The sequence below is a fragment of the Kosakonia sp. CCTCC M2018092 genome (assembly GCF_003864115.1).
GTDB classification, from domain to species: Bacteria; Pseudomonadota; Gammaproteobacteria; order Enterobacterales; family Enterobacteriaceae; genus Kosakonia; species Kosakonia cowanii.
Genome location: NZ_CP034225.1, coordinates 3,053,121 through 3,071,929 on the forward strand (window position 1 = coordinate 3,053,121; position 18,809 = coordinate 3,071,929).

The window sequence follows — 18,809 nt, forward strand, 5'->3', positions numbered from 1 at the left end:
GTCACAGCCGTGCCGATAATGAACCTATCTGGTGTAAGATCCGCGGAAATCGCCTGCTGTATGCTCAAAAAGGAGACGGATACAGTGCTTTTCATACTAAAAAAAATCACTGGCGGCCTGCTGCTGCCATTGCCACTTTTACTTTTGGTTATCGGGGCAGGAATTGCGCTGGTCTGGTTTAGTCGCTGGCAGAAAACCGGCAAGGTTTTTATCAGCGTCGGCTGGCTGATACTGCTGCTTTTAAGCATCCAGCCGGTGGCGGATCGCCTGCTGAAACCAATTGAGGAGAGCTACCCCACCTGGCATGGTAGCCAGCGGGTGCAGTACATCGTTGTGCTGGGGGGTGGCTATACGTGGAATGACGCCTGGGCACCGAGTTCGAACCTGATTAGTAACAGCTTGCCGCGGCTTAATGAAGGGATCCGCTTATGGCGGGCTAATCCCGGAGCCAAAATGATCTTTACCGGCGCGGCGGCCAAAACCAACCCGGTAAGCACCGCAGAAGCGGGGGCCAGAGTCGCCGAGAGCCTCGGCGTACCGCGCAGCGATATCATCACCCTCGATCAGCCTAAGGATACGGAAGAGGAAGCGGCTGCGGTGAAACAGGCGATTGGTGATGCGCCTTTCCTGCTGGTGACCTCCGCGTCGCATCTGCCGCGGGCGATGATCTTCTTCCAGCACGTCGGTTTAAAACCGCTGCCCGCTCCCGCAAACCAGCTGGCCATCGACTCACCGCTTAACCCATGGGAGCGTGCGATCCCTTCCCCGGTGTGGCTGATGCACAGCGACCGGGTGGGATATGAGACGCTGGGACGCATCTGGCAGTGGCTAAAAGGCAGTTCAGGCCAGCCAGGGGAGCAGTGATTTCGAGGCCAGATCGACATTGGCGCGATTAAACCGACCGGTATTTACCAGCTGCGCCACTTCGTCCCACAGCAGATAGAGCCAGCGCCGCCAGATAAACGACTCGGCAACCGGTGCGCGCTGTAAATAGTGCCACAGCAACCCTTCCGCCTGCGGACCATCCACCAGGCGGAAGAGTTCATACTCTCGCGGTGCCCACAGCATAATGCCGGGGCCAACCATCGCCAGCAGCTGATCGCTGCGGGCATCTTTCAGCATGCTGCGCAGGTTAAAACTGCCGTGCACCAGCACGCAATTATCGTTAAATCCTTCAAACAGCGCGGGCAAACATTCGCGGGTGCGAAACAGCAGGCGCTTGTCCTGCATCGTCAGGCCGGTGTTTTGATATTGATTGAGGGTGGTCCAGAGCACTTCGACGCGCTGCCGATACCAGGAGGGCCAGATATTTTCCTGAGTACTGTCGACGGTACCTACGCAACCGTGACTATCCTGACGATGCCAGGAGAGCAGCCCCTCGACAATTTGATCTTTGAGCTGCTCCCAGCGCTCCGGGGTGCGCGCTGGTGCTTCAACCGGGACGCCGCGCAGGCGTTCAATCAGCAACACATCAGGCCCGGGGTGTTCTTCGTGGGTCATCACGCCATACACCACCGGCATGCGCACCGTGCCGCTGCGGGCGAGCATCGAGATTTTCCATGCCAGCTGCTGAGCCAGCCCCGGGGTGGTAAAGCTTCTTGCCATCAGCGGCATCGGGTTTCCCCGGCTGTCATATAGAGACCAGAGCGCCGAATCAGGTTTTTCACTGACGCACTCCATGCGGCTTAATTTCTCTCCCAGCAGATGACTGAGTTCGGCGCGAAGTTGTTCCATAGCAATGCCCCTACAAAAACGACTGCTTTTATAATGAGCGCCATAGCGGAAGATGTCACCCCAATGAGATCAAATCAGGGTGATTATTTGACGAGATACAGCAAATCCCCTCCGGACGGAGGGGATGAGTAGATTAACGCATCGCCTGACGGACGCGTTCAAGATCCTCTGGTGTATCAACACCAGTGCCGGGCACCACGCTTGCCACATCGACGTGAATTTTTTCGCCGTACCACAACACGCGCAACTGCTCGAGCATCTCGATCTGCTCCAGCGGGCTGGTCTGCCAGCTGACATAGCGGCGAATAAAGCCGGCGCGATAGCCATAGATGCCGATATGACGCAGGAAGCTGTCGCCGATGGTCTCACGCGAGGCGGCAAAACGGTCGCGATCCCACGGAATGGTAGCACGCGAGAAGTAGAGCGCGTAGCCCTGCGCATCCATCACCACTTTCACCGCATTGGGGTTGAAGGCCTCTTCCGCGCTCTCAATCGGCACAGCCAGCGTCGCCATCCCGACGTCGCGGCGTGCGGCCAGATTATCAGCGACCTGGCGAATGATCGCCGGCGGGATCATCGGCTCATCGCCCTGCACGTTAACAATCACTGTCTCATCACTGAAACCGCATTTTTCTACGACTTCGGCAAGACGTTCGGTGCCGGACTGATGATCGGCGCGGGTCATGCACACTTCGCCGCCCACCGCCTGTACCGCCGCCATCACCTCTTCGTTATCGGTCGCTACGATAATGCGCTCTGCGCCAGATTCACGGGCACGCTCCAGCACGTGCACCACCATCGGTTTACCGTTGATGTCGACCAGCGGCTTACCCGGCAGGCGCGTTGAGGCGTACCGCGCGGGAATAATCACCACAAAGCTCATGGACGGCTCTCTTCTGGGGTTAAAGCACGGGCTTCGTTTTCCAGCAGCACCGGAATGCCTTCGCGTACCGGGAATGCCAGGCTGTCGACTTTGCAGATCAGCTCCTGCTTATCCTGGGTGTAATTGAGTTTGCCGTTGCAGACCGGGCAGGCAACTATTTCGAGTAAACGGTGATCCATCTTTCCTCCTGAGAAACCGATGATGAGCAGATTGAACTTATCATAGGCAATTATGACGCCGCGTCTATCTCCAGACCGGCACGCGATGATGAAAACAGGCCATCGGGCAGATGGGAAAATGTGATGCGCTGTGCACCTTGCCAGCGCGCGAAGTCGGTAATCGCACGCTGTAACCCCTTCTCCAGCTGAAGCGACGGGGAAATGCTCTCCTCCAGAAACAGCGCAATCACTTCAAGCACGCCGGTTTTGCGGTGCATTTTCGCATCCATCCGCCCGACCAGCTGCCCCCGGTGCAGCAAAGGCAGGACAAAGTAGCCATATTGCCGCTTCGGTGCCGGGGTATAACACTCCAGCCGGTAGCTGAAGCCAAATAGTTGTTCTGCACGCTTGCGATCCCAGACCACCGGATCGAACGGCGAGAGCACCGCGCTGTGGGTAGCGGTGAGTTTATCCGCCTGCGCCTGTTCCAGCAGCGGCAGCAGAGAGGCGTGGAGCCACGCCGGGCCAAGCCCCTCGACATTAACCGGTAAAATGGTTTGCGCCTCTTGCATCTGCGCCAATGCCTGAGCAAGCGCCGGGCGACGCAGGCGATAGTAATCTGCCAACCACTGCGCACGAAACAGGCCAAGGCTGCGGGCGCTCTTTTCCAGCATGATAGCTTCGGCCTGCTCCTGAGAGAGCAGATCGCGCACATCGTCCCACTGCGGCATCACGCGCTGCGTCAGATCGTAGACGCGCTGGAAATTACGCCGCTCGATGACCATCACTTTACCGGCGGTGAATAGCCCCTCCAGATGACGCTTATGGGGTTTCCACTCCCACCAGCCGCTGGTGCCTTTGCGCGGATGTTCAAAATCAGCGGAGCGCACCGGACCATGCTCCTCAATGTGCGCGATAAGCTGTTCAATCTCAGCCGCATGCTCCTGCATCCACGCCTGGCGGTACTTCCACCCCATTTTGTCGGGTGCCAGCATGCGGTGACGGACGAGGGCAAAATCCTCGCGCGGCAGAAAGCAGGCTTCATGCGCCCAGTACTCCATCAGCTCGCCGTTGCGCAGGGCATCATCCAGCCAGCGCGGCTCAAACGCGCCGAGGCGGCTGAACAGCACCAGATAAGGGCTTCGGGCGACGATATTAATAGTATCGATCTGCAGCAGCGACATGCGCCGGATGGTCGAGAGGATATCCTCCGGTTTTGCACGTCGGGAAGGTTTTCGCAGCAGGCCCTGCGCGGCGAGATGAAGATGGCGAGCAGCGGTAAGCGAAAGTTGCGGCACAGACATAGGCGTTCCTGTTAATCAAACAGGGCGCAGCCGAGGCGGCTATCCTCAGCGCACCAGTGTGAGCAGATCCAGCAATAATTTTTCGGCCGCGTCGCCCGCAAGCTCGGCATCAACCGGCAGATACCACCAGTCAGGCTGGGCAAAAGGACGACACTTAACGGCATCCTTTTCCGTCATTACCAGCGTTTCTCCAGGCTGAAGCAGCGCGTCGGCATCCTTCTGTGCCAGCGCCTGGTGATCCGCCAGCGCCACGCTGCGCTTAAGCGTCGCCCCACACTCGGCAAGGGTGGAGAAAAAGCGCGGAGGATGGCCAATCCCGGCCATTGCAACAATCTGGTCAAGCTCGCTTACCGCACGGCGTTCGCCCGTCAGCAGATTGACCGCCAGGCCCGGGCGCAGACGCATGGCGATTTCGCCTGCCTGCGGCGTGCCGCCGTTGGCGATCACCGCATCGACGCTTTTCAGGCGCGACGCACGTTCACGCATCGGCCCCGCCGGTAGCCACCAGCCATTGCCGAAGCGCCGCACGCCGTCAACCACCACAATCTCTTTATCACGCGCCAGCCGGTAGTGCTGTAAACCATCGTCGGTAACGATCAACTGCAGCGGATGTTGCGACAATAAAGCGTTGACCGCTTCGCATCTGTTCGGCGAAACCGCCACCGGCGCGCCGGTACGCTGATAGATCAGCACCGGCTCATCCCCCGCCTGCTCTGTTGACGTTTCAGGCGTGAGCAGCAGCGGATAGCGATCGGCTTTACCGCCGTAGCCGCGCGAGACCACCCCAACGCGGACACTGCGCTGCTGTAGCTGCTCGACCAGCCAGATAACCACCGGCGTTTTACCGTTGCCGCCCGCCGTCAGGTTACCAACTACGACCACCGGCACCGGCGCGCGCCAGGCTTTTTTTAATCCAATGCGATAAGCAAAACGGATTGCGCCGCTCACCAGGCCATAGAGCCAGGAGAGCGGCAGCAGCCAAAGCCACAGCGGGGATTCACCGGACCAGATGCGCGCGATCATTCGCCAAACTGCATCTTATGAAGTTGCGCATACGCACCGCGCTGCGCCAGCAGCTCGGTGTGGCTACCGCGCTCGACGATGCGGCCATCTTCCACCACCACAATTTCGTCGGCCTGTTCGATGGTCGACAAACGGTGCGCGATAACCATCGAGGTGCGGTTTTTCTGCAGCTCGTTTAGCGCCGCCTGAATAGCGCGCTCGGACTCGGTATCGAGTGCAGATGTCGCCTCATCAAGGATCAGGATCGGGCTGTCGCGCAGCAGCGCGCGCGCGATGGCGATGCGCTGACGCTGACCGCCGGAGAGCAGGACACCATTTTCACCAATGATGGTATCGAGACCGTTATCCATCTTATTGATAAAATCGAGGGCATAGGCCATCTCGGCGGCACGCTCAATCTCTTCACGGCTGTACTCTTCCGTACGCGCATAGGCGATGTTGTTCGCCACGGTGTCGTTGAAGAGGTGGACGTTTTGCGAAACCAGCGCGACCTGGTTGCGCAGTGACGAGAGCGTGTACTCGCGCAGGTCGTGACCATCGAGCAGGATTTCACCCTCATCAATATCGTAGAAGCGCGTAATCAGGCTGGCCATAGTGGTTTTACCTGAGCCAGAGCGCCCTACCAGCGCGACGGTTTTACCGGCCGGAATGGTGAGATTAATATTACGCAGCGCCGGGGTTTCACGCCCGGGGTAGGTAAAGGTCACATTGCGGAACTCAAGATCGCCACGCGCGCGTTCAATATTACGGCTGCCTTCATCTTTCTCTTGCTCGCTATCGAGGATCGCAAACAGCGTCTGGCAGGCCGCCATTCCGCGCTGGAACTGCGCGTTGACGTTGGTCAGCGATTTCAGCGGGCGCATCAGCGCAATCATTGACGAGAAGACCACGGTGATAGTACCGGCGGTCAGCGTCGCCATGACGCTCGGGAAGCTCGCGGCGTAGAGCACAAAGGCCAGCGCCAGAGAAGCGATAAGCTGAATGATCGGGTCGGAGATGGAGGAGGCCGAAACCATTTTCATCCCCTGCAGGCGCATTCTGTTGCTGACTTTGTCAAAGCGGCTAGCCTCTACTTCCTGGCCGCCGAACATCAGCACCTCTTTGTGCCCTTTCAGCATCTGCTCTGCGCTGGTCGTCACCTGCCCCATAGTGTTTTGCATATTCTTACTGATATTGCGAAAACGTTTGGAGACGACGCGAATGGCGATCGACACGATCGGTGCCAGCACGATCAGAATCAGCGACAGCTGCCAGCTGTACCAGAACATCATGATAAACAGGCCGATGATTGAGGCACCTTCGCGCACCACGGTGATCAACGCGCCGGAGGAAGAGGACGCCACCTGCTCTGAGTCGTAAGTGATGCGTGAGAGCAAGGTGCCGGTGGACTGTTTGTCGAAGAAGGAGACCGGCATGCCCATCATATGGCTGAACAGGCGACGGCGAATGGTCATCACCACTTTGCCGGAAACCCAGGAGATGCAGTAACTCGAAATGTAGCTGGTGATACCGCGCAGGATCATCAGGCCAATTACCACCAGCGGCATCCATAGCAGCACTGAGCGATCCGTTTTACCAAAACCATCGTCCAGTAACGGTTTGAGGAGCGATAACATGAAGGTATCGCTGGCTGCGTTGAGGATTAACGCTATCCCCGACACGATCAGCCCCGCTTTAAAAGGCGCAATAGTCGGCCATAGACGGCGGAATGTCTGCCATGTAGAGAGATCTTTGTCGTTATGCATTCAAAAAACCAGCACTTGTTGAAATAGCCGCATATTCTACCCGTTATCTTGGGGGACGCCAAACCACTGATGATACCAACGTGGTAAAAGTTGATCGCGTAAGCTGTGGATTTCCCAGCCCCGAGGCGAAAATGAGACGGTAATCTGCCCCTGGTGAGGCGTGTCGTACCACTGATAGCCCTGCTGCTGGTAGCGTTTTTTTACCTTTGCCGAAGGCAAGCGCCAGGCGTTATAACGCGAGGCTGACGCCAGTGCCGCCGCGCCACCGACACGCTGTACAAAAGGCAATATCGAAGAGCTCTGGCTTCCGTGGTGAGGCACCTGCATCAGTGTAGCCTGCAAATGCGCCCAGTAATGGCTGAGCATCGCCATCTCCCCCTGCCCTTCGATATCTCCGGTGAGCAGCACGCTATAGCGACCATCCTCGACCTTCACCACGCAGGAGCGGTTATTGCCCTGCGTACGCGTCTCTTTTAGGGGCCAGTGCGCGGTAAAGGTTAACCCCTGCCATTGCCAACGCTCGCCGCGAAAACAGGGCGCATGCCCTGCCCAGCCAAGAGGGCTTCTGATCCACAACTGCGGCCAGACCTTCAGCAACGAATCCAGACCACCGCGATGATCGAGATGATCGTGACTGAGAATAATTCCCTCCGGCTGCAGCCCATGCCAGCGCAGCCAGGGCGCGATCAACTGTGCGCCACTGTCGCCGCCCGGCCATGCGGTGCCGGTGTCATACAAAAGCGCTTTTCCCCGACGCTCTATCACTATTGCCAGGCCCTGCCCGACATCCAGCATATGCACTGACCAGTTATCAGGACGCGCGCTGCGCCAGACGGGATAAGCGAGCAGCGTCAGGCAAGCCAGAGAGATAGCAGGCAGCGTGCGCCACAGGCGAAAACGTAGCGCAACCAGTAACAGCCACGGCGTCCAGGCGAGCCATTGCCAACGCGTATCAATATTGACCCAGCCGGACGGCAGCCCGCGTAAAAATGTAAACAGCGCCTCAAGGCTCATATCCGCCAGCGCCCAGCAGAGCGACTGCAAAACCGTGGAGCCGGCCAGATGCAGCAGCATCCCGGCCAGAATAAGCGGCACTGTCACAAACGTCACCAGCGGGACGGCTATTAGATTCGCCACCAGCGCGCTCAGGCTCATACCATGAAAGATAGCCAGCTGCATTGGCAGCAAAAGAAACAGCATCCCGACCTGCAGATGCAGCAGGTTAAGCGCACCCCGCCCGAGCCACGTGCGCACCTTAACCGGCACTGGAAACCACTGAAACCAGAACAGCAAGGCTGCGACGGCAAAAGCGGAGAGCCAGAGGCTATCAGAGAGCACCGCAAGCGGATCGATAAACAGAATCGCGGCCACGCAGCATATCCACACCTGCCAGGGCGACCACTGCCTGCCGGAAAGACGTAGCAGCGCCCAGACGCAAAGCGATATTGCCGTGCGCAGCGCTGGCGGTTGTAACCCCGTAAGCCAGGCGTAGCAGACCGCGCAAACTAACCCGGTTAAGAGTGGAAAGCGCCAGTTAATCCAGTCCGCAGGTAAGAGAAGCTGTGCCGCTCTGGCACACAGCCAGCCAAGCATAGCGGCCAGCGCGATGTGTAAGCCGGAAATCGCCATCAAATGCGCGGTTCCCGTCTGGCGGAAGGTCTCCTTTATCTCCGGGCTAAGCGCTGCGCGCTCCCCCATACCGAGCGCAAGAATAACGGCTTTCCACTGCCGTTCAGCCAGTACTTCGCCCAGCGAGTGAAGGTAGTCTGCACGCCAGCTGCAGCGTGCTTGCAGTAAGCTGGCATCGATAAAGCGACCGGTGAGCGGTTGATGCGAAGCCAGCGCATAGCGCTGTGCATCAAAGCCCCCTTCATTCAATTGCCCGTGAACGGCCCGCGCGCGGATGGTCATTGCCCAGCGTTGTCCCGCACAGGCCGGAACGGGTAAATATTGCCCGTAAAGCGTAATGCCCGGCGCGGCAAAGAGCCGCTTGCCATCAAGCCGCAGGATTTTACCCTGATGACGGGTCGCGTTATCAGTGTGGGTAATTTCAAATTCGATCTGGCGATGCGCTGCTGGCAGATGCTGAGCTGGCCAGATTGCCTGCATTGCGGCAAGGATCCCCCACGCAAAAACAAGCAGCGTGATGCCCGCGTAGCGCAACGCCAGGCTGCGTTGGCAGCCCAGCAGAGATCCTGCAATGATGACGCACCAGAGTGTTCTCATACCCGGCAGCGCAGGCAACCATGCAAGCGGCAAAATCCCGAGCGTAATACAGGCAGCCAGCGCGGTCAGTCTCATCTCCACCTCCGTGTTATGGGCGCAGTATGAGACGCAGCGACAGGGATGTCAGGCGCGTTTTCCGCGGTTTGCGGCGTGTGTCGGGGGTTGTTTACAGCGTTACGCTACAGCGACAGATTTTTGCGAGGCGGGTCGAAAAGTCAGCAATGCTGAAAACGAAAAAAGCACCCAAAGGGTGCTCTTTCGACGAGTAAACGTTAGCGTTGGCTAAGGCTTATTCATAAATATTGGCGCGGTCACGTAATTCTTTACCCGGCTTAAAGTGCGGAACGTATTTACCTTCCAGATCCACTTTGTCGCCTGTTTTTGGGTTACGCCCGGTGCGTGGTGCACGATAGTGCAGGGAGAAACTGCCGAAACCGCGGATCTCAATGCGCTCACCCTGGGCAAGAGTAGAGGCCATATGCTCCAGCATCTCTTTCACTGCATCTTCAACAGCTTTAGCAGGAATATGCGATTGCTGGCTTGCAAGTCTTTCGATCAATTCTGACTTGGTCATGATTCCTCCGGTCTCCTTCAACGCAAGGTTAGCTTAGTAGCTTGAACAAGGGCGGCCGTAGCCGCCCTTTGTCATTGATTACAGGACGAATCTTGTAATCTGTCAAGTTGCTCATCATCAATTGCGCTATAACGACCGACTTACGTCGCGCTACAGCGCAAATGAGACAGCGTGCTTGAATTACTCGCCTTTAGCTGCTTTGAAAGCTTCAGCCATAGCGTTAGAGAAGTTGCCTTCTTCCTGTTTGTTGTTAACAGAAGCGATTGCATCTTTCTCGTCAGCTTCGTCTTTCGCACGAACAGACAGGCTAACTACGCGGTTTTTACGGTCAACGCCGGTGAATTTAGCTTCAACATCGTCGCCAACATTCAGAACCAGAGTTGCGTCTTCAACGCGGTCACGGGAAGCTTCAGAAGCGCGCAGGTAACCTTCAACGCCGTCAGCCAGTTCTACGGTTGCGCCTTTAGCGTCAACTGCAGTGACTTTACCGTTTACGATTGCGCCTTTCTTGTTCAGTGCAACGTAGTTGTTGAACGGATCTTCTGCGAGCTGTTTAACGCCCAGGGAGATACGCTCACGCTCTGCGTCAACCTGCAGAACAACGGCTGCGATTTCGTCGCCTTTTTTGTATTCACGAACTGCTTCTTCGCCTGCAACGTTCCAGGAGATGTCAGACAGGTGAACCAGGCCGTCGATACCGCCGTCCAGGCCGATGAAGATACCAAAGTCAGTGATAGACTTGATTTTACCTTCAACGCGGTCGCCCTTGTTATGGGTTTCAGCGAACTGCTGCCACGGGTTGGATTTGCACTGCTTCAGGCCCAGGGAGATACGACGACGTTCTTCGTCGATATCCAGAACCATAACTTCCACTACGTCGCCAACGTTAACAACTTTGGACGGGTGGATGTTTTTGTTGGTCCAATCCATTTCGGAAACGTGAACCAGGCCTTCAACGCCTTCTTCGATTTCAACGAAGCAGCCGTAGTCGGTCAGGTTGGTCACGCGGCCAGTCAGCTTGGTGCCTTCCGGGTAGCGTTTAGCGATAGCAACCCACGGATCTTCGCCCAGCTGTTTCAGGCCCAGGGATACACGGGTACGCTCGCGATCGAACTTCAGCACTTTAACAGTGATTTCGTCGCCAACGTTTACGATTTCGCTCGGATGCTTAACGCGTTTCCATGCCATATCAGTGATATGCAGCAGGCCGTCAACGCCACCCAGATCAACGAATGCACCGTAGTCAGTGAGGTTCTTAACGATACCTTTAACTTCCATGCCTTCCTGCAGGTTTTCCAGCAGCTGATCGCGCTCTGCGCTGTTTTCGGATTCGATAACCGCACGACGGGAAACAACAACGTTGTTACGCTTCTGGTCAAGCTTGATTACTTTGAATTCAAGCTCTTTGCCTTCCAGGTGCAGAGTGTCACGGACCGGACGAACGTCTACCAGGGAACCCGGCAGGAACGCGCGAATACCGTTGAGCTCAACAGTGAAGCCGCCCTTGACTTTGCCGTTGATAACACCGGTAACAGTTTCAGCGTCTTCGTAAGCTTTTTCCAGCGTGATCCAAGCTTCGTGACGTTTCGCTTTCTCACGGGACAGCAGGGTTTCACCGAAGCCGTCTTCTACTGCATCCAGAGCAACGTCAACTTCGTCACCAACCTGGATTTCCAGCTCGCCCTGGGCGTTTTTGAACTGCTCAGCCGGAATGGCGGACTCAGATTTCAGACCGGCGTCAACCAGTACGATATCTTTGTCGATAGCAACAACAACACCGCGGACAATGGAACCTGGGCGGGTTTCGATTTCTTTCAGGGACTCTTCAAAGAGTTGAGCAAAAGATTCAGTCATATTGATAATCTTCAGGATTCTTCAATTTAACGTCCACCTGGCTTCATGCCGGATGGGGTTGTTTCACATGCCTGCTCACACTCCGTTGCAGCAGGGGGTACTACGAATTCGGTCGCATACGTTATGCGAGAGCCAACTTTTGGCGGGCGTATTGTAGCGCTTTTTCAATCACTTGCTCAATGCTTAAGCGGGTAGAATCCAGCACTAAAGCATCGGCAGCGGGAACCAGCGGTGCAACAGGACGATTACGATCGCGGTCGTCTCGTTCCTTTATCTCAGCCAAAAGGCGTTCAAAGTTAACACTAAAGCCCTTCTCCTGCAACTGTAGCATGCGGCGATGCGCACGCTCGTCCGCCGAGGCGTCGAGGAAAATTTTTACCGGCGCATCGGGGAAAACCACCGTGCCCATATCGCGCCCATCGGCAATAAGGCCTGGCGCTTCACGGAAGGCGCGCTGGCGACGCAACAGCGCCTCACGCACGCGCGGGAACGCAGCAATCTGCGACGCGGCATTAGCCACTTCCTGAGTACGAATTTCGCCGCTGACATCTTCGCCTTCGAGGATCACTTCCAGATGACCGTCGGTTGAGACAAAACGCACATCCAGGTGCACGGCGAGCGGCACCAGTACATCTTCCGAAGAGACATCCACGTGATGATGCAGTGCGGCCAGCGCCAGCACACGATAAATTGCGCCTGAATCTAACAGATGCCATTGCAACGCTTCCGCCATTGCCTTGCAAAGGGTGCCTTTTCCCGCACCGCTTGGCCCATCAATGGTGATTACCGGGGCAATTGCCGTCATCTTTTTCTCCTTAATCAAGGCATATCGTTATATAACGCCGCGCATTATACGCGCCAACGCGCACGAAAGTTACTGCTGCGTGCGAATAACGGAAGAGTATGAGGCTGAGTGTAGATTAATTGCGCGGGAGTACGGGCTGATTTGCACCAGCCCGGAATAAAACTTACTTCTTGCTATCTGCGGCGATACGGTCGCGGATATGCTTCGCACGCTCAGCTGACGGCGGGTGAGAGTCAAACATCGATTTCTCAGAACCGGCATCAAGCTTCGCCAGCTTGTCAAAGCTGGTGACCAGACCCTGACGGCTGATGTTGCGTTTTTTCAGCAGATCGTAGGAGAAATCATCCGCTGCGGACTCCTGGCTACGGGAGAAGGCAGAGTTGATCAGGTTCTCACCCAGATCGCCCAGCTGAGACTGGGAGAGCTGTGCACCTGCCGCGCTGCTGGCGGAGATCGCATCACGCGCGGCCAGTGTGGCGTACGCGGTTTGCATCGCTTTACGGCTATGACCCAGCGCAACGTGGCCCATTTCATGGCCCAGAACCGCTTCAACTTCGTTGTTGGTCATCATGTCCATCAGACCGCTATAGACACGAATACAGCCGTTCGCCATCGCCCACGCGTTCACTTCTTTGGTCATATAGACTTTGTAAGTGACCGGCGTGCCATCGATGTTGTTGCCCAGCGCTTTAGCAATCTTGTTCAGACGCTTCGCGTAGGTGCTCGATGCAGGCGCGATGGTGTTTTGCTTGTCCATCTCAGCACATGACTGCTCAGAAAGCGTTTTCACATCCGCGTCGCTCAGCGTCGCCGCTTTATAAGCAGACATACCGGATTTGGTCAGCGCATCCGTATCAATACCACCCATGTTCTTACAACCAGAGACCAGCGTTGCTGCTACGAGGCAGCTAAAAATCATTGTTTTTTTCATTGACAGTCCATGTATTAACTAACTGAATTGAGGGAAAGAGTCCCGCGCAAATGGTAGCACAGCGCAGCGGCTTTTCACCCTCTCAACAATGGCGGGTAACTGGCCCCGCAGAGGATGCGGGGCGGTAAGAACATCAGGCAAGCGTACTGATACGCGCCAACTGCTCGAAGTAATCCGGGAAGGTTTTCGCCGTGCATTTCGGATCGAGAATGGTGACCGGCGTATCCGACAGCGCCACCAGCGAGAAACACATCGCCATGCGGTGATCGTTATAGGTGCCAATCTCTGCAGCCTGCAGCGCGGCCGGCGGCGTCACGCGAATAAAGTCTTCGCCCTCCTCCACCGTGGCGCCCACTTTACGCAGCTCCGTCGCCATGGCGAAGAGGCGATCGGTCTCCTTCACGCGCCAGTTGTAGATGTTACGCAGCGTAGTAGTACCCTTCGCGAAGAGCGCCGTGGTGGCAATGGTCATCGCCGCATCGGGGATATGGTTCATATCCATATCAATGGCGTTCAGCTCGCCGCGCGAACAGGCAATATAATCTTCGCCCCAGACCACGGTCGCGCCCATTTTTTCCAGCACGTCGGCGAAACGAATATCGCCCTGCACACTATTACGGCCAATACCGGTCACCTTGACCGTCCCGCCCTTAATGGCCGCCGCCGCAAGGAAGTAAGAGGCCGAAGAGGCATCGCCTTCGACCAGGTAGTGTCCCGGTGACTGGTAGTGCTGCCCGCCACGCACGACAAAACGCTGGTACTGCTGGTTATCAACGTCAACGCCAAAGGTTTTCATCAGATGCAGGGTGATATCGATATAGGGTTTCGACACCAGATCGCCTTTGATGGTGATCACCGTATCCTGCGGTGCCAGCGGCGCGGTCATCAGCAGTGCGGTTAAGAACTGGCTGGAGACGCTGCCATCAACGCTCACTTCGCCGCCGTTAAACCCGCCGCGCAGGCGCAGAGGCGGATAGTGCTCCTGCTCAAGGTAATCAATTTTCGCCCCGCCCTGACGCAGCGCGTCAACGAGATGGCCAATCGGGCGCTCTTTCATGCGCGGCTCGCCGGTCAACACTACATCGCCGTCGCCCAGGCAGAGCGCGGCGGCCAGCGGACGCATTGCCGTGCCGGCATTACCGAGGAATAACTCAACTTTTTCTGCCGCCTTCAGCGGGCCGCCCACGCCGGTCACTTCACAGCGGGTGCGATCGGCTGACAGCGTATAGTGAACCCCCAGCGTAGTCAGGGCATTGAGCATATGGCGAACATCGTCGCTGTCCAGCAGGTTGGTCAGCACGGTAGTGCCACGGGCAAATGCGGCAAGCAGCAAGGCGCGGTTTGAAACACTCTTTGAACCAGGCAGATTGATGGTGCCATCCACGCGCGCGATGGGTTGTAACGTCAGGGATTCCATGAAACTTCACTCTCTACGGACAAAATAAAACCCCGCAGCCGGGCTGCGGGGATCGTCATTACTGCATTAACCGTGACGGCGTTCGAACTCAACCATAAAGTCCGTCAGCGCCTGCACGCCCGCCAGCGGCATGGCGTTATAGATGGAAGCACGCATGCCGCCCACCACACGGTGGCCTTTCAGCGCGTGCAGGCCGGCTGCAAAGGACTCTTCGAGGAAGAGTTTATCGAGGGCGCTGTCAGCCAGCTGGAAAGGGACGTTCATGCGCGAGCGGTTGGCCTTCGCCACATCGTTACGATAGAAATCACTGCCATCGATCACGCCATACAGCAGATCGGCTTTTTGCTGGTTGATGCGGTCCATTGCCGCCACGCCGCCCTGCTGCTTCAGCCATTTGAACACCAGGCCGGAGAGGTACCAGGCAAAGGTCGGCGGGGTGTTGAACATTGAATCGTTATCGTTAAGCACGCTGTAATCAAGAATCGACGGGCAGGACTGGTGCGCCTTACCGAGCAGATCTTCCCGCACAATCACCAGCGTTAATCCCGCCGGGCCAATATTTTTCTGCGCACCAGCGTAGATCACGCCAAAGCGGCTGACATCAAGCGGAGCAGAAAGAATAGTAGAGGAGAAATCCGCGGCCACTACTACATCGCCAAAGTCCGGCGTTTCGTCAATGGCAATGCCGTCGATCGTTTCGTTCGGGCAGTAGTGCAGGTAGGCTGCGTTGTCGCTCAGCTGCCAGTCGCGCATCGGTTTAACCGCGCGCAGGCCGTCGAGAGTGGTTTTGGCATCAATGACGTTTGGCGTGCAGTACTTCTTCGCCTCTTTGACCGCGCTGGCCGCCCAGTAACCGGCATCGACATAATCCGCGGTGGTTTTATCACCCAGCAGATTGAGCGGAACGCCAGCGAACTGGCCGCGCCCGCCGCCGTGACAAAACAGCACTTTATAGTTGGAGGGAATATTGAGCAGATCGCGAAAATCCTTTTCTGCCTCTTCCGCCACCTGGATAAACTCTTTGCCACGGTGGCTGATTTCCATCACCGACGTGCCGAGACCTTGCCAGTCGCACAACTCCTGCTGAGCCTGCTTAAGCACATCCGCCGGTAATACGGCCGGGCCAGAACTAAAATTGAAAACCTGCGTCATTTCCCCTTACCACCCTATAAAGCAAAACGTTTTTCCTGTGACATCGGTTTTATCATTCACCGCCACAGGCCGCAACGAGTAATCAGAGGCAGGGGAAAGTTGTGCGTCCCATCACATAGCAGAATGTTTTGTCAGTCGAAAGCAGATCCGATAAAAACCCTGTTATGTGACGCGAATCGCCCTGCTGGCCTTCGACCATTCCGGATTTGCGCAGCGCGGGCAGGCTTTTTTTTCACCCGCCTGCAACGCAGAAATTTTACTGCAACGGACGCAAACATAATCGCCCGCCTCCGGGACAGTGATAAATCGCTCGCTGCCCCCCTCTGGCAGAATGCAGAGCCCGGGTTTGACCTCTTCATCAATGTAGTAATAGACGCTGAGCTGACCGTTGGTCTCCATAATCGCCAGCCGCACCTGCCCGAGCTGTTCGACGCCGTTGTTGCGCAGCTCCATAAAGAACTCGAACTCCGTCATGTTCTCCTTATGCAGCCTCTCCCACTCCAGCTCGCCCTCTTTGATCACGACGATCGGCTTACCCTCCAGCAGATCCTCAAGCTTTTCGCTGTGCGACATTAGCCACATCACCAGACGGTAGAGCAGCGCGAGAGTAATAAAGACCACCAGCACCGGCAGCATGGGGACATCATCATAAAACGCGACGTCGCCCGCCGCCGAACCGAGAGTCAAAATAATCAACACTTCAAACAGCGACATCTGCCGTACGCCGCGTCGGCCAGTGATTTTAAGGAACAGAAAAACCAGCACAAAGGTGTAGAGACTGCGCAGCGCTACTTCGCCCAGAAATTCGAGGGGAACTTTGTCGAGCGCCATGCGATGCAGGTCAAACGCTTTCATTTTTATTGCCTTAACAGTGAGTTACTCCTGATAAGCATAGCCAGAACTTTTATTTTCGCCGCACCACGAAGGACGATAGCGCCTGCCACGTAAAACCCGTATCATTGCGCGCTTTACGTACGAAAAAAGTGACCGCCATGACCCAAACATTTATCCCCGGTAAAGACGCCGCGCTGGAAGACTCCATCGCCCGCTTTCAGCAGAAACTGACCGATCTCGGTTTCAATATTGAAGAGGCCTCCTGGCTAAACCCTGTGCCAAACGTCTGGTCGGTGCATATCCGCGATAAAGAGTGCGCGCTCTGCTTTACCAATGGTAAAGGCGCCACGAAGAAAGCGGCGCTGGCCTCCGCGCTCGGCGAATATTTCGAACGTCTCTCCACCAACTACTTCTTTGCTGACTTCTGGCTTGGCGACGCCATTGCCCAGGGGCCGTTTGTCCACTATCCGAATGAGAAGTGGTTCCCGCTGCCGGAAGATGACTCGCTGCCGGAAGGTATCCTCGATGCGCGTCTTCGCGCCTACTACGATCCGGAAAACGAACTGGCCGCCGGTATGCTGATTGATCTGCAATCCGGTAATGAAGAGCGTGGGATCTGCGCCCTGCCGTTTACCCGCCAGTCGGATGAGCAGACGGTCTATATCCCGATGAATATCGTCGGCAACCTTTATGTCTCCAACGGCATGTCAGCGGGCAACACCCGTAACGAAGCGCGCGTGCAGGGGCTGTCTGAAGTTTTTGAACGTCACATTAAAAACCGCATTATCGCCGAGAGCATCAGCCTGCCGGAGATCCCGCAGGAGGTGCTGGCGCGCTATCCGGGCGTGGTCGAAGCGATTGCCAAACTGGAAGCGGAAGGTTTCCCAATCTTTGCCTACGACGGCTCGCTGGGCGGCAACTATCCGGTGATCTGCGTGGTGCTGTTCAACCCGGCGAATGGTACCTGCTTCGCCTCGTTTGGCGCGCACCCGGACTTCGGCGTGGCGCTGGAGCGTACGGTTACGGAACTGCTGCAGGGCCGCGGTCTGAAAGATCTGGATGTCTTTACCCCGCCGACCTTCGATGATGAAGAAGTGGCAGAACACGCCAACCTTGAAACGCACTTTATCGACTCCAGTGGTCTCATCTCCTGGGATCTGTTTAAACAGGATGCCGATTATCCGTTTGTCGACTGGAGCTTTGCCGGCACCACGGAAGAGGAGTTCGCGACGCTGATGAGTATCTTCCAGAAGGAAGATAAAGAGGTTTACATCGCGGATTATGAGCACCTGGGCGTCTACGCCTGCCGTATTCTGGTGCCGGGCATGTCTGATATCTATCCGGCGGAAGATCTGTGGCTGGCGAATAACACCATGGGTACGCACCTGCGCGAAACTATCCTCTCCCTGCCTGGCAGCGAGTGGGATAAAGAGGCCTATCTCGATCTTATCGCCCAACTGGATGATGAAGGTCACGATGACTTTACGCGCGTGCGCGAGCTGCTGGGTCTGGCAACGGGCAAAGATAACGGCTGGTATACCCTGCGCATCGGCGAGCTGAAAGCAATGCTGGCGCTGGCGGGCGGCGATCTTGATCAGGCACTGGCCTGGACCGAGTGGACGATTGAGTTTAACGCCTCAATCTTCAGCCCTGAACGCGCCAACTACTACCGCTGCCTGCAAACGCTGCTCCTGCTGGCGCAGGAAGAGGAGCGCCAACCGCTGCAATACCTTAACGCCTTTGTGCGCATGTATGGCGCGCAGGCCGTGGAAGCCGCCAGCGCCGCCCTCAGCGGTGAAGCGCCGTTTTACGATCTGCAGCCTGCCGACGGCACGCTGCAAGCGTTCCCGGCTCATCAGTCGCTGTTAGCCGCTTACGAAAAATTACAACGTGCGAAAGTCGCTTACTGGTCTAAGTAACGATAAATAACACTACAACTGGTAGGCTTATTCGCAAGTCTACGCTATATTACGGGGCAATTTTATTGCCCCTTTTTTATTATATTTTGCTGATGAATCTTAAATGTAATATTTAAGTTAACCACGGGTGAATATAATTATATTTTCAGCGTTAACATTGTTACTTCTAATAGCAATTACTCCATATTAATTAACCAGTAACGGAGGAGTGCACAAAAAAATTCAACGCTTCTTATAAATTTTAAAATTT

At 56.3% G+C, this 18,809-nt stretch carries 16 protein-coding genes; 2 read left to right on the forward strand and 14 right to left on the reverse strand.

What is annotated here, in order from left to right; translation table 11 throughout:
• Nucleotides 1–84 precede the first annotated feature (84 nt).
• A complete protein-coding gene (elyC, locus tag EH164_RS14580) occupies nt 85–864 on the forward strand; it encodes an envelope biogenesis factor ElyC (RefSeq protein WP_124968857.1) in 780 nt (259 codons plus the stop codon).
• Here the strand turns inward: elyC and EH164_RS14585 are convergent.
• The 14 genes from EH164_RS14585 to EH164_RS14650 form a co-directional block, all read right to left on the reverse strand.
• Entirely contained in the window at nt 841–1,734 is an 894-nt protein-coding gene (locus EH164_RS14585) for a YcbJ family phosphotransferase (protein ID WP_124968859.1), read from the reverse strand. The genes elyC and EH164_RS14585 overlap by 24 nt on opposite strands.
• Nucleotides 1,735–1,867: 133 nt before the next feature.
• Entirely contained in the window at nt 1,868–2,617 is a 750-nt protein-coding gene (gene kdsB, locus EH164_RS14590) for a 3-deoxy-manno-octulosonate cytidylyltransferase (RefSeq protein ID WP_124968861.1), read from the reverse strand.
• Nucleotides 2,614–2,796, reverse strand: a complete 183-nt coding sequence (locus EH164_RS14595; protein WP_124968863.1) for a Trm112 family protein — start codon at nt 2,794–2,796, stop codon at nt 2,614–2,616. The genes kdsB and EH164_RS14595 overlap by 4 nt, the downstream gene beginning before the upstream one ends.
• A gap of 50 nt (nt 2,797–2,846) precedes the next feature.
• On the reverse strand, nt 2,847–4,079 hold the full coding sequence (locus tag EH164_RS14600) for a winged helix-turn-helix domain-containing protein (RefSeq protein ID WP_124968865.1): 1,233 nt from the start codon (nt 4,077–4,079) through the stop codon (nt 2,847–2,849).
• Nucleotides 4,080–4,124: 45 nt separating this feature from the next.
• Complete coding sequence (gene lpxK / locus EH164_RS14605) at nt 4,125–5,102, reverse strand: tetraacyldisaccharide 4'-kinase (protein ID WP_124968867.1); 978 nt, start codon at nt 5,100–5,102, stop codon at nt 4,125–4,127.
• Nucleotides 5,099–6,847, reverse strand: a complete 1,749-nt coding sequence (gene msbA / locus EH164_RS14610; protein WP_124968869.1) for a lipid A ABC transporter ATP-binding protein/permease MsbA — start codon at nt 6,845–6,847, stop codon at nt 5,099–5,101. Before msbA ends, lpxK begins: the two co-directional genes overlap by 4 nt.
• A gap of 36 nt (nt 6,848–6,883) precedes the next feature.
• Nucleotides 6,884–9,148 carry a ComEC family protein gene (locus EH164_RS14615; protein WP_124968871.1) on the reverse strand — a complete coding sequence of 755 codons (2,265 nt, stop codon included), beginning with the start codon at nt 9,146–9,148 and terminating at the stop codon, nt 6,884–6,886.
• 214 nt (nt 9,149–9,362) lie between these two features.
• Nucleotides 9,363–9,647 (reverse strand): integration host factor subunit beta, encoded by a 285-nt coding sequence (ihfB, locus tag EH164_RS14620; protein WP_007374142.1) that lies wholly within the window; start codon nt 9,645–9,647, stop codon nt 9,363–9,365.
• Nucleotides 9,648–9,827: 180 nt separating this feature from the next.
• Nucleotides 9,828–11,501, reverse strand: coding sequence for a 30S ribosomal protein S1 (gene rpsA, locus EH164_RS14625; protein ID WP_023481457.1), 1,674 nt, complete (start codon nt 11,499–11,501; stop codon nt 9,828–9,830).
• 121 nt (nt 11,502–11,622) lie between these two features.
• Nucleotides 11,623–12,306 (reverse strand): (d)CMP kinase, encoded by a 684-nt coding sequence (cmk, locus tag EH164_RS14630; RefSeq protein ID WP_023481374.1) that lies wholly within the window; start codon nt 12,304–12,306, stop codon nt 11,623–11,625.
• Between the two features lie 163 nt (nt 12,307–12,469).
• On the reverse strand, nt 12,470–13,237 hold the full coding sequence (locus tag EH164_RS14635; protein ID WP_023481474.1) for a M48 family metallopeptidase: 768 nt from the start codon (nt 13,235–13,237) through the stop codon (nt 12,470–12,472).
• A 133-nt stretch (nt 13,238–13,370) separates the two neighbouring features.
• A complete protein-coding gene (gene aroA / locus EH164_RS14640; protein ID WP_124968873.1) occupies nt 13,371–14,654 on the reverse strand; it encodes a 3-phosphoshikimate 1-carboxyvinyltransferase in 1,284 nt (427 codons plus the stop codon).
• 66 nt (nt 14,655–14,720) lie between these two features.
• Nucleotides 14,721–15,806 (reverse strand): 3-phosphoserine/phosphohydroxythreonine transaminase, encoded by a 1,086-nt coding sequence (gene serC / locus EH164_RS14645; protein WP_023481286.1) that lies wholly within the window; start codon nt 15,804–15,806, stop codon nt 14,721–14,723.
• Nucleotides 15,807–15,968: 162 nt separating this feature from the next.
• Nucleotides 15,969–16,661 carry a DUF421 domain-containing protein gene (locus EH164_RS14650; protein WP_124968875.1) on the reverse strand — a complete coding sequence of 231 codons (693 nt, stop codon included), beginning with the start codon at nt 16,659–16,661 and terminating at the stop codon, nt 15,969–15,971.
• A gap of 137 nt (nt 16,662–16,798) precedes the next feature.
• Between EH164_RS14650 and ycaO the strand changes: the two genes are divergently transcribed.
• On the forward strand, nt 16,799–18,559 hold the full coding sequence (gene ycaO / locus EH164_RS14655) for a 30S ribosomal protein S12 methylthiotransferase accessory factor YcaO (RefSeq protein WP_023481644.1): 1,761 nt from the start codon (nt 16,799–16,801) through the stop codon (nt 18,557–18,559).
• Nucleotides 18,560–18,809: the final 250 nt, after the last annotated feature.

What these genes read in the sequence shown, in the direction of transcription:
- kdsB (WP_124968861.1), bottom strand. Translation starts at nt 2,617, where the DNA reads ATGAGCTTTGTGGTGATTATTCCCGCGCGGTACGCCTCAACGCGCCTG.
- EH164_RS14650 (WP_124968875.1), bottom strand. Translation starts at nt 16,661, where the DNA reads ATGAAAGCGTTTGACCTGCATCGCATGGCGCTCGACAAAGTTCCCCTC.
- msbA (WP_124968869.1), bottom strand. Translation starts at nt 6,847, where the DNA reads ATGCATAACGACAAAGATCTCTCTACATGGCAGACATTCCGCCGTCTA.
- EH164_RS14585 (WP_124968859.1), bottom strand. Translation starts at nt 1,734, where the DNA reads ATGGAACAACTTCGCGCCGAACTCAGTCATCTGCTGGGAGAGAAATTA.
- lpxK (WP_124968867.1), bottom strand. Translation starts at nt 5,102, where the DNA reads ATGATCGCGCGCATCTGGTCCGGTGAATCCCCGCTGTGGCTTTGGCTG.
- ycaO (WP_023481644.1), top strand. Translation starts at nt 16,799, where the DNA reads ATGACCCAAACATTTATCCCCGGTAAAGACGCCGCGCTGGAAGACTCC.
- rpsA (WP_023481457.1), bottom strand. Translation starts at nt 11,501, where the DNA reads ATGACTGAATCTTTTGCTCAACTCTTTGAAGAGTCCCTGAAAGAAATC.
- EH164_RS14635 (WP_023481474.1), bottom strand. Translation starts at nt 13,237, where the DNA reads ATGAAAAAAACAATGATTTTTAGCTGCCTCGTAGCAGCAACGCTGGTC.
- EH164_RS14615 (WP_124968871.1), bottom strand. Translation starts at nt 9,148, where the DNA reads ATGAGACTGACCGCGCTGGCTGCCTGTATTACGCTCGGGATTTTGCCG.
- aroA (WP_124968873.1), bottom strand. Translation starts at nt 14,654, where the DNA reads ATGGAATCCCTGACGTTACAACCCATCGCGCGCGTGGATGGCACCATC.
- ihfB (WP_007374142.1), bottom strand. Translation starts at nt 9,647, where the DNA reads ATGACCAAGTCAGAATTGATCGAAAGACTTGCAAGCCAGCAATCGCAT.
- serC (WP_023481286.1), bottom strand. Translation starts at nt 15,806, where the DNA reads ATGACGCAGGTTTTCAATTTTAGTTCTGGCCCGGCCGTATTACCGGCG.
- EH164_RS14595 (WP_124968863.1), bottom strand. Translation starts at nt 2,796, where the DNA reads ATGGATCACCGTTTACTCGAAATAGTTGCCTGCCCGGTCTGCAACGGC.
- cmk (WP_023481374.1), bottom strand. Translation starts at nt 12,306, where the DNA reads ATGACGGCAATTGCCCCGGTAATCACCATTGATGGGCCAAGCGGTGCG.
- EH164_RS14600 (WP_124968865.1), bottom strand. Translation starts at nt 4,079, where the DNA reads ATGTCTGTGCCGCAACTTTCGCTTACCGCTGCTCGCCATCTTCATCTC.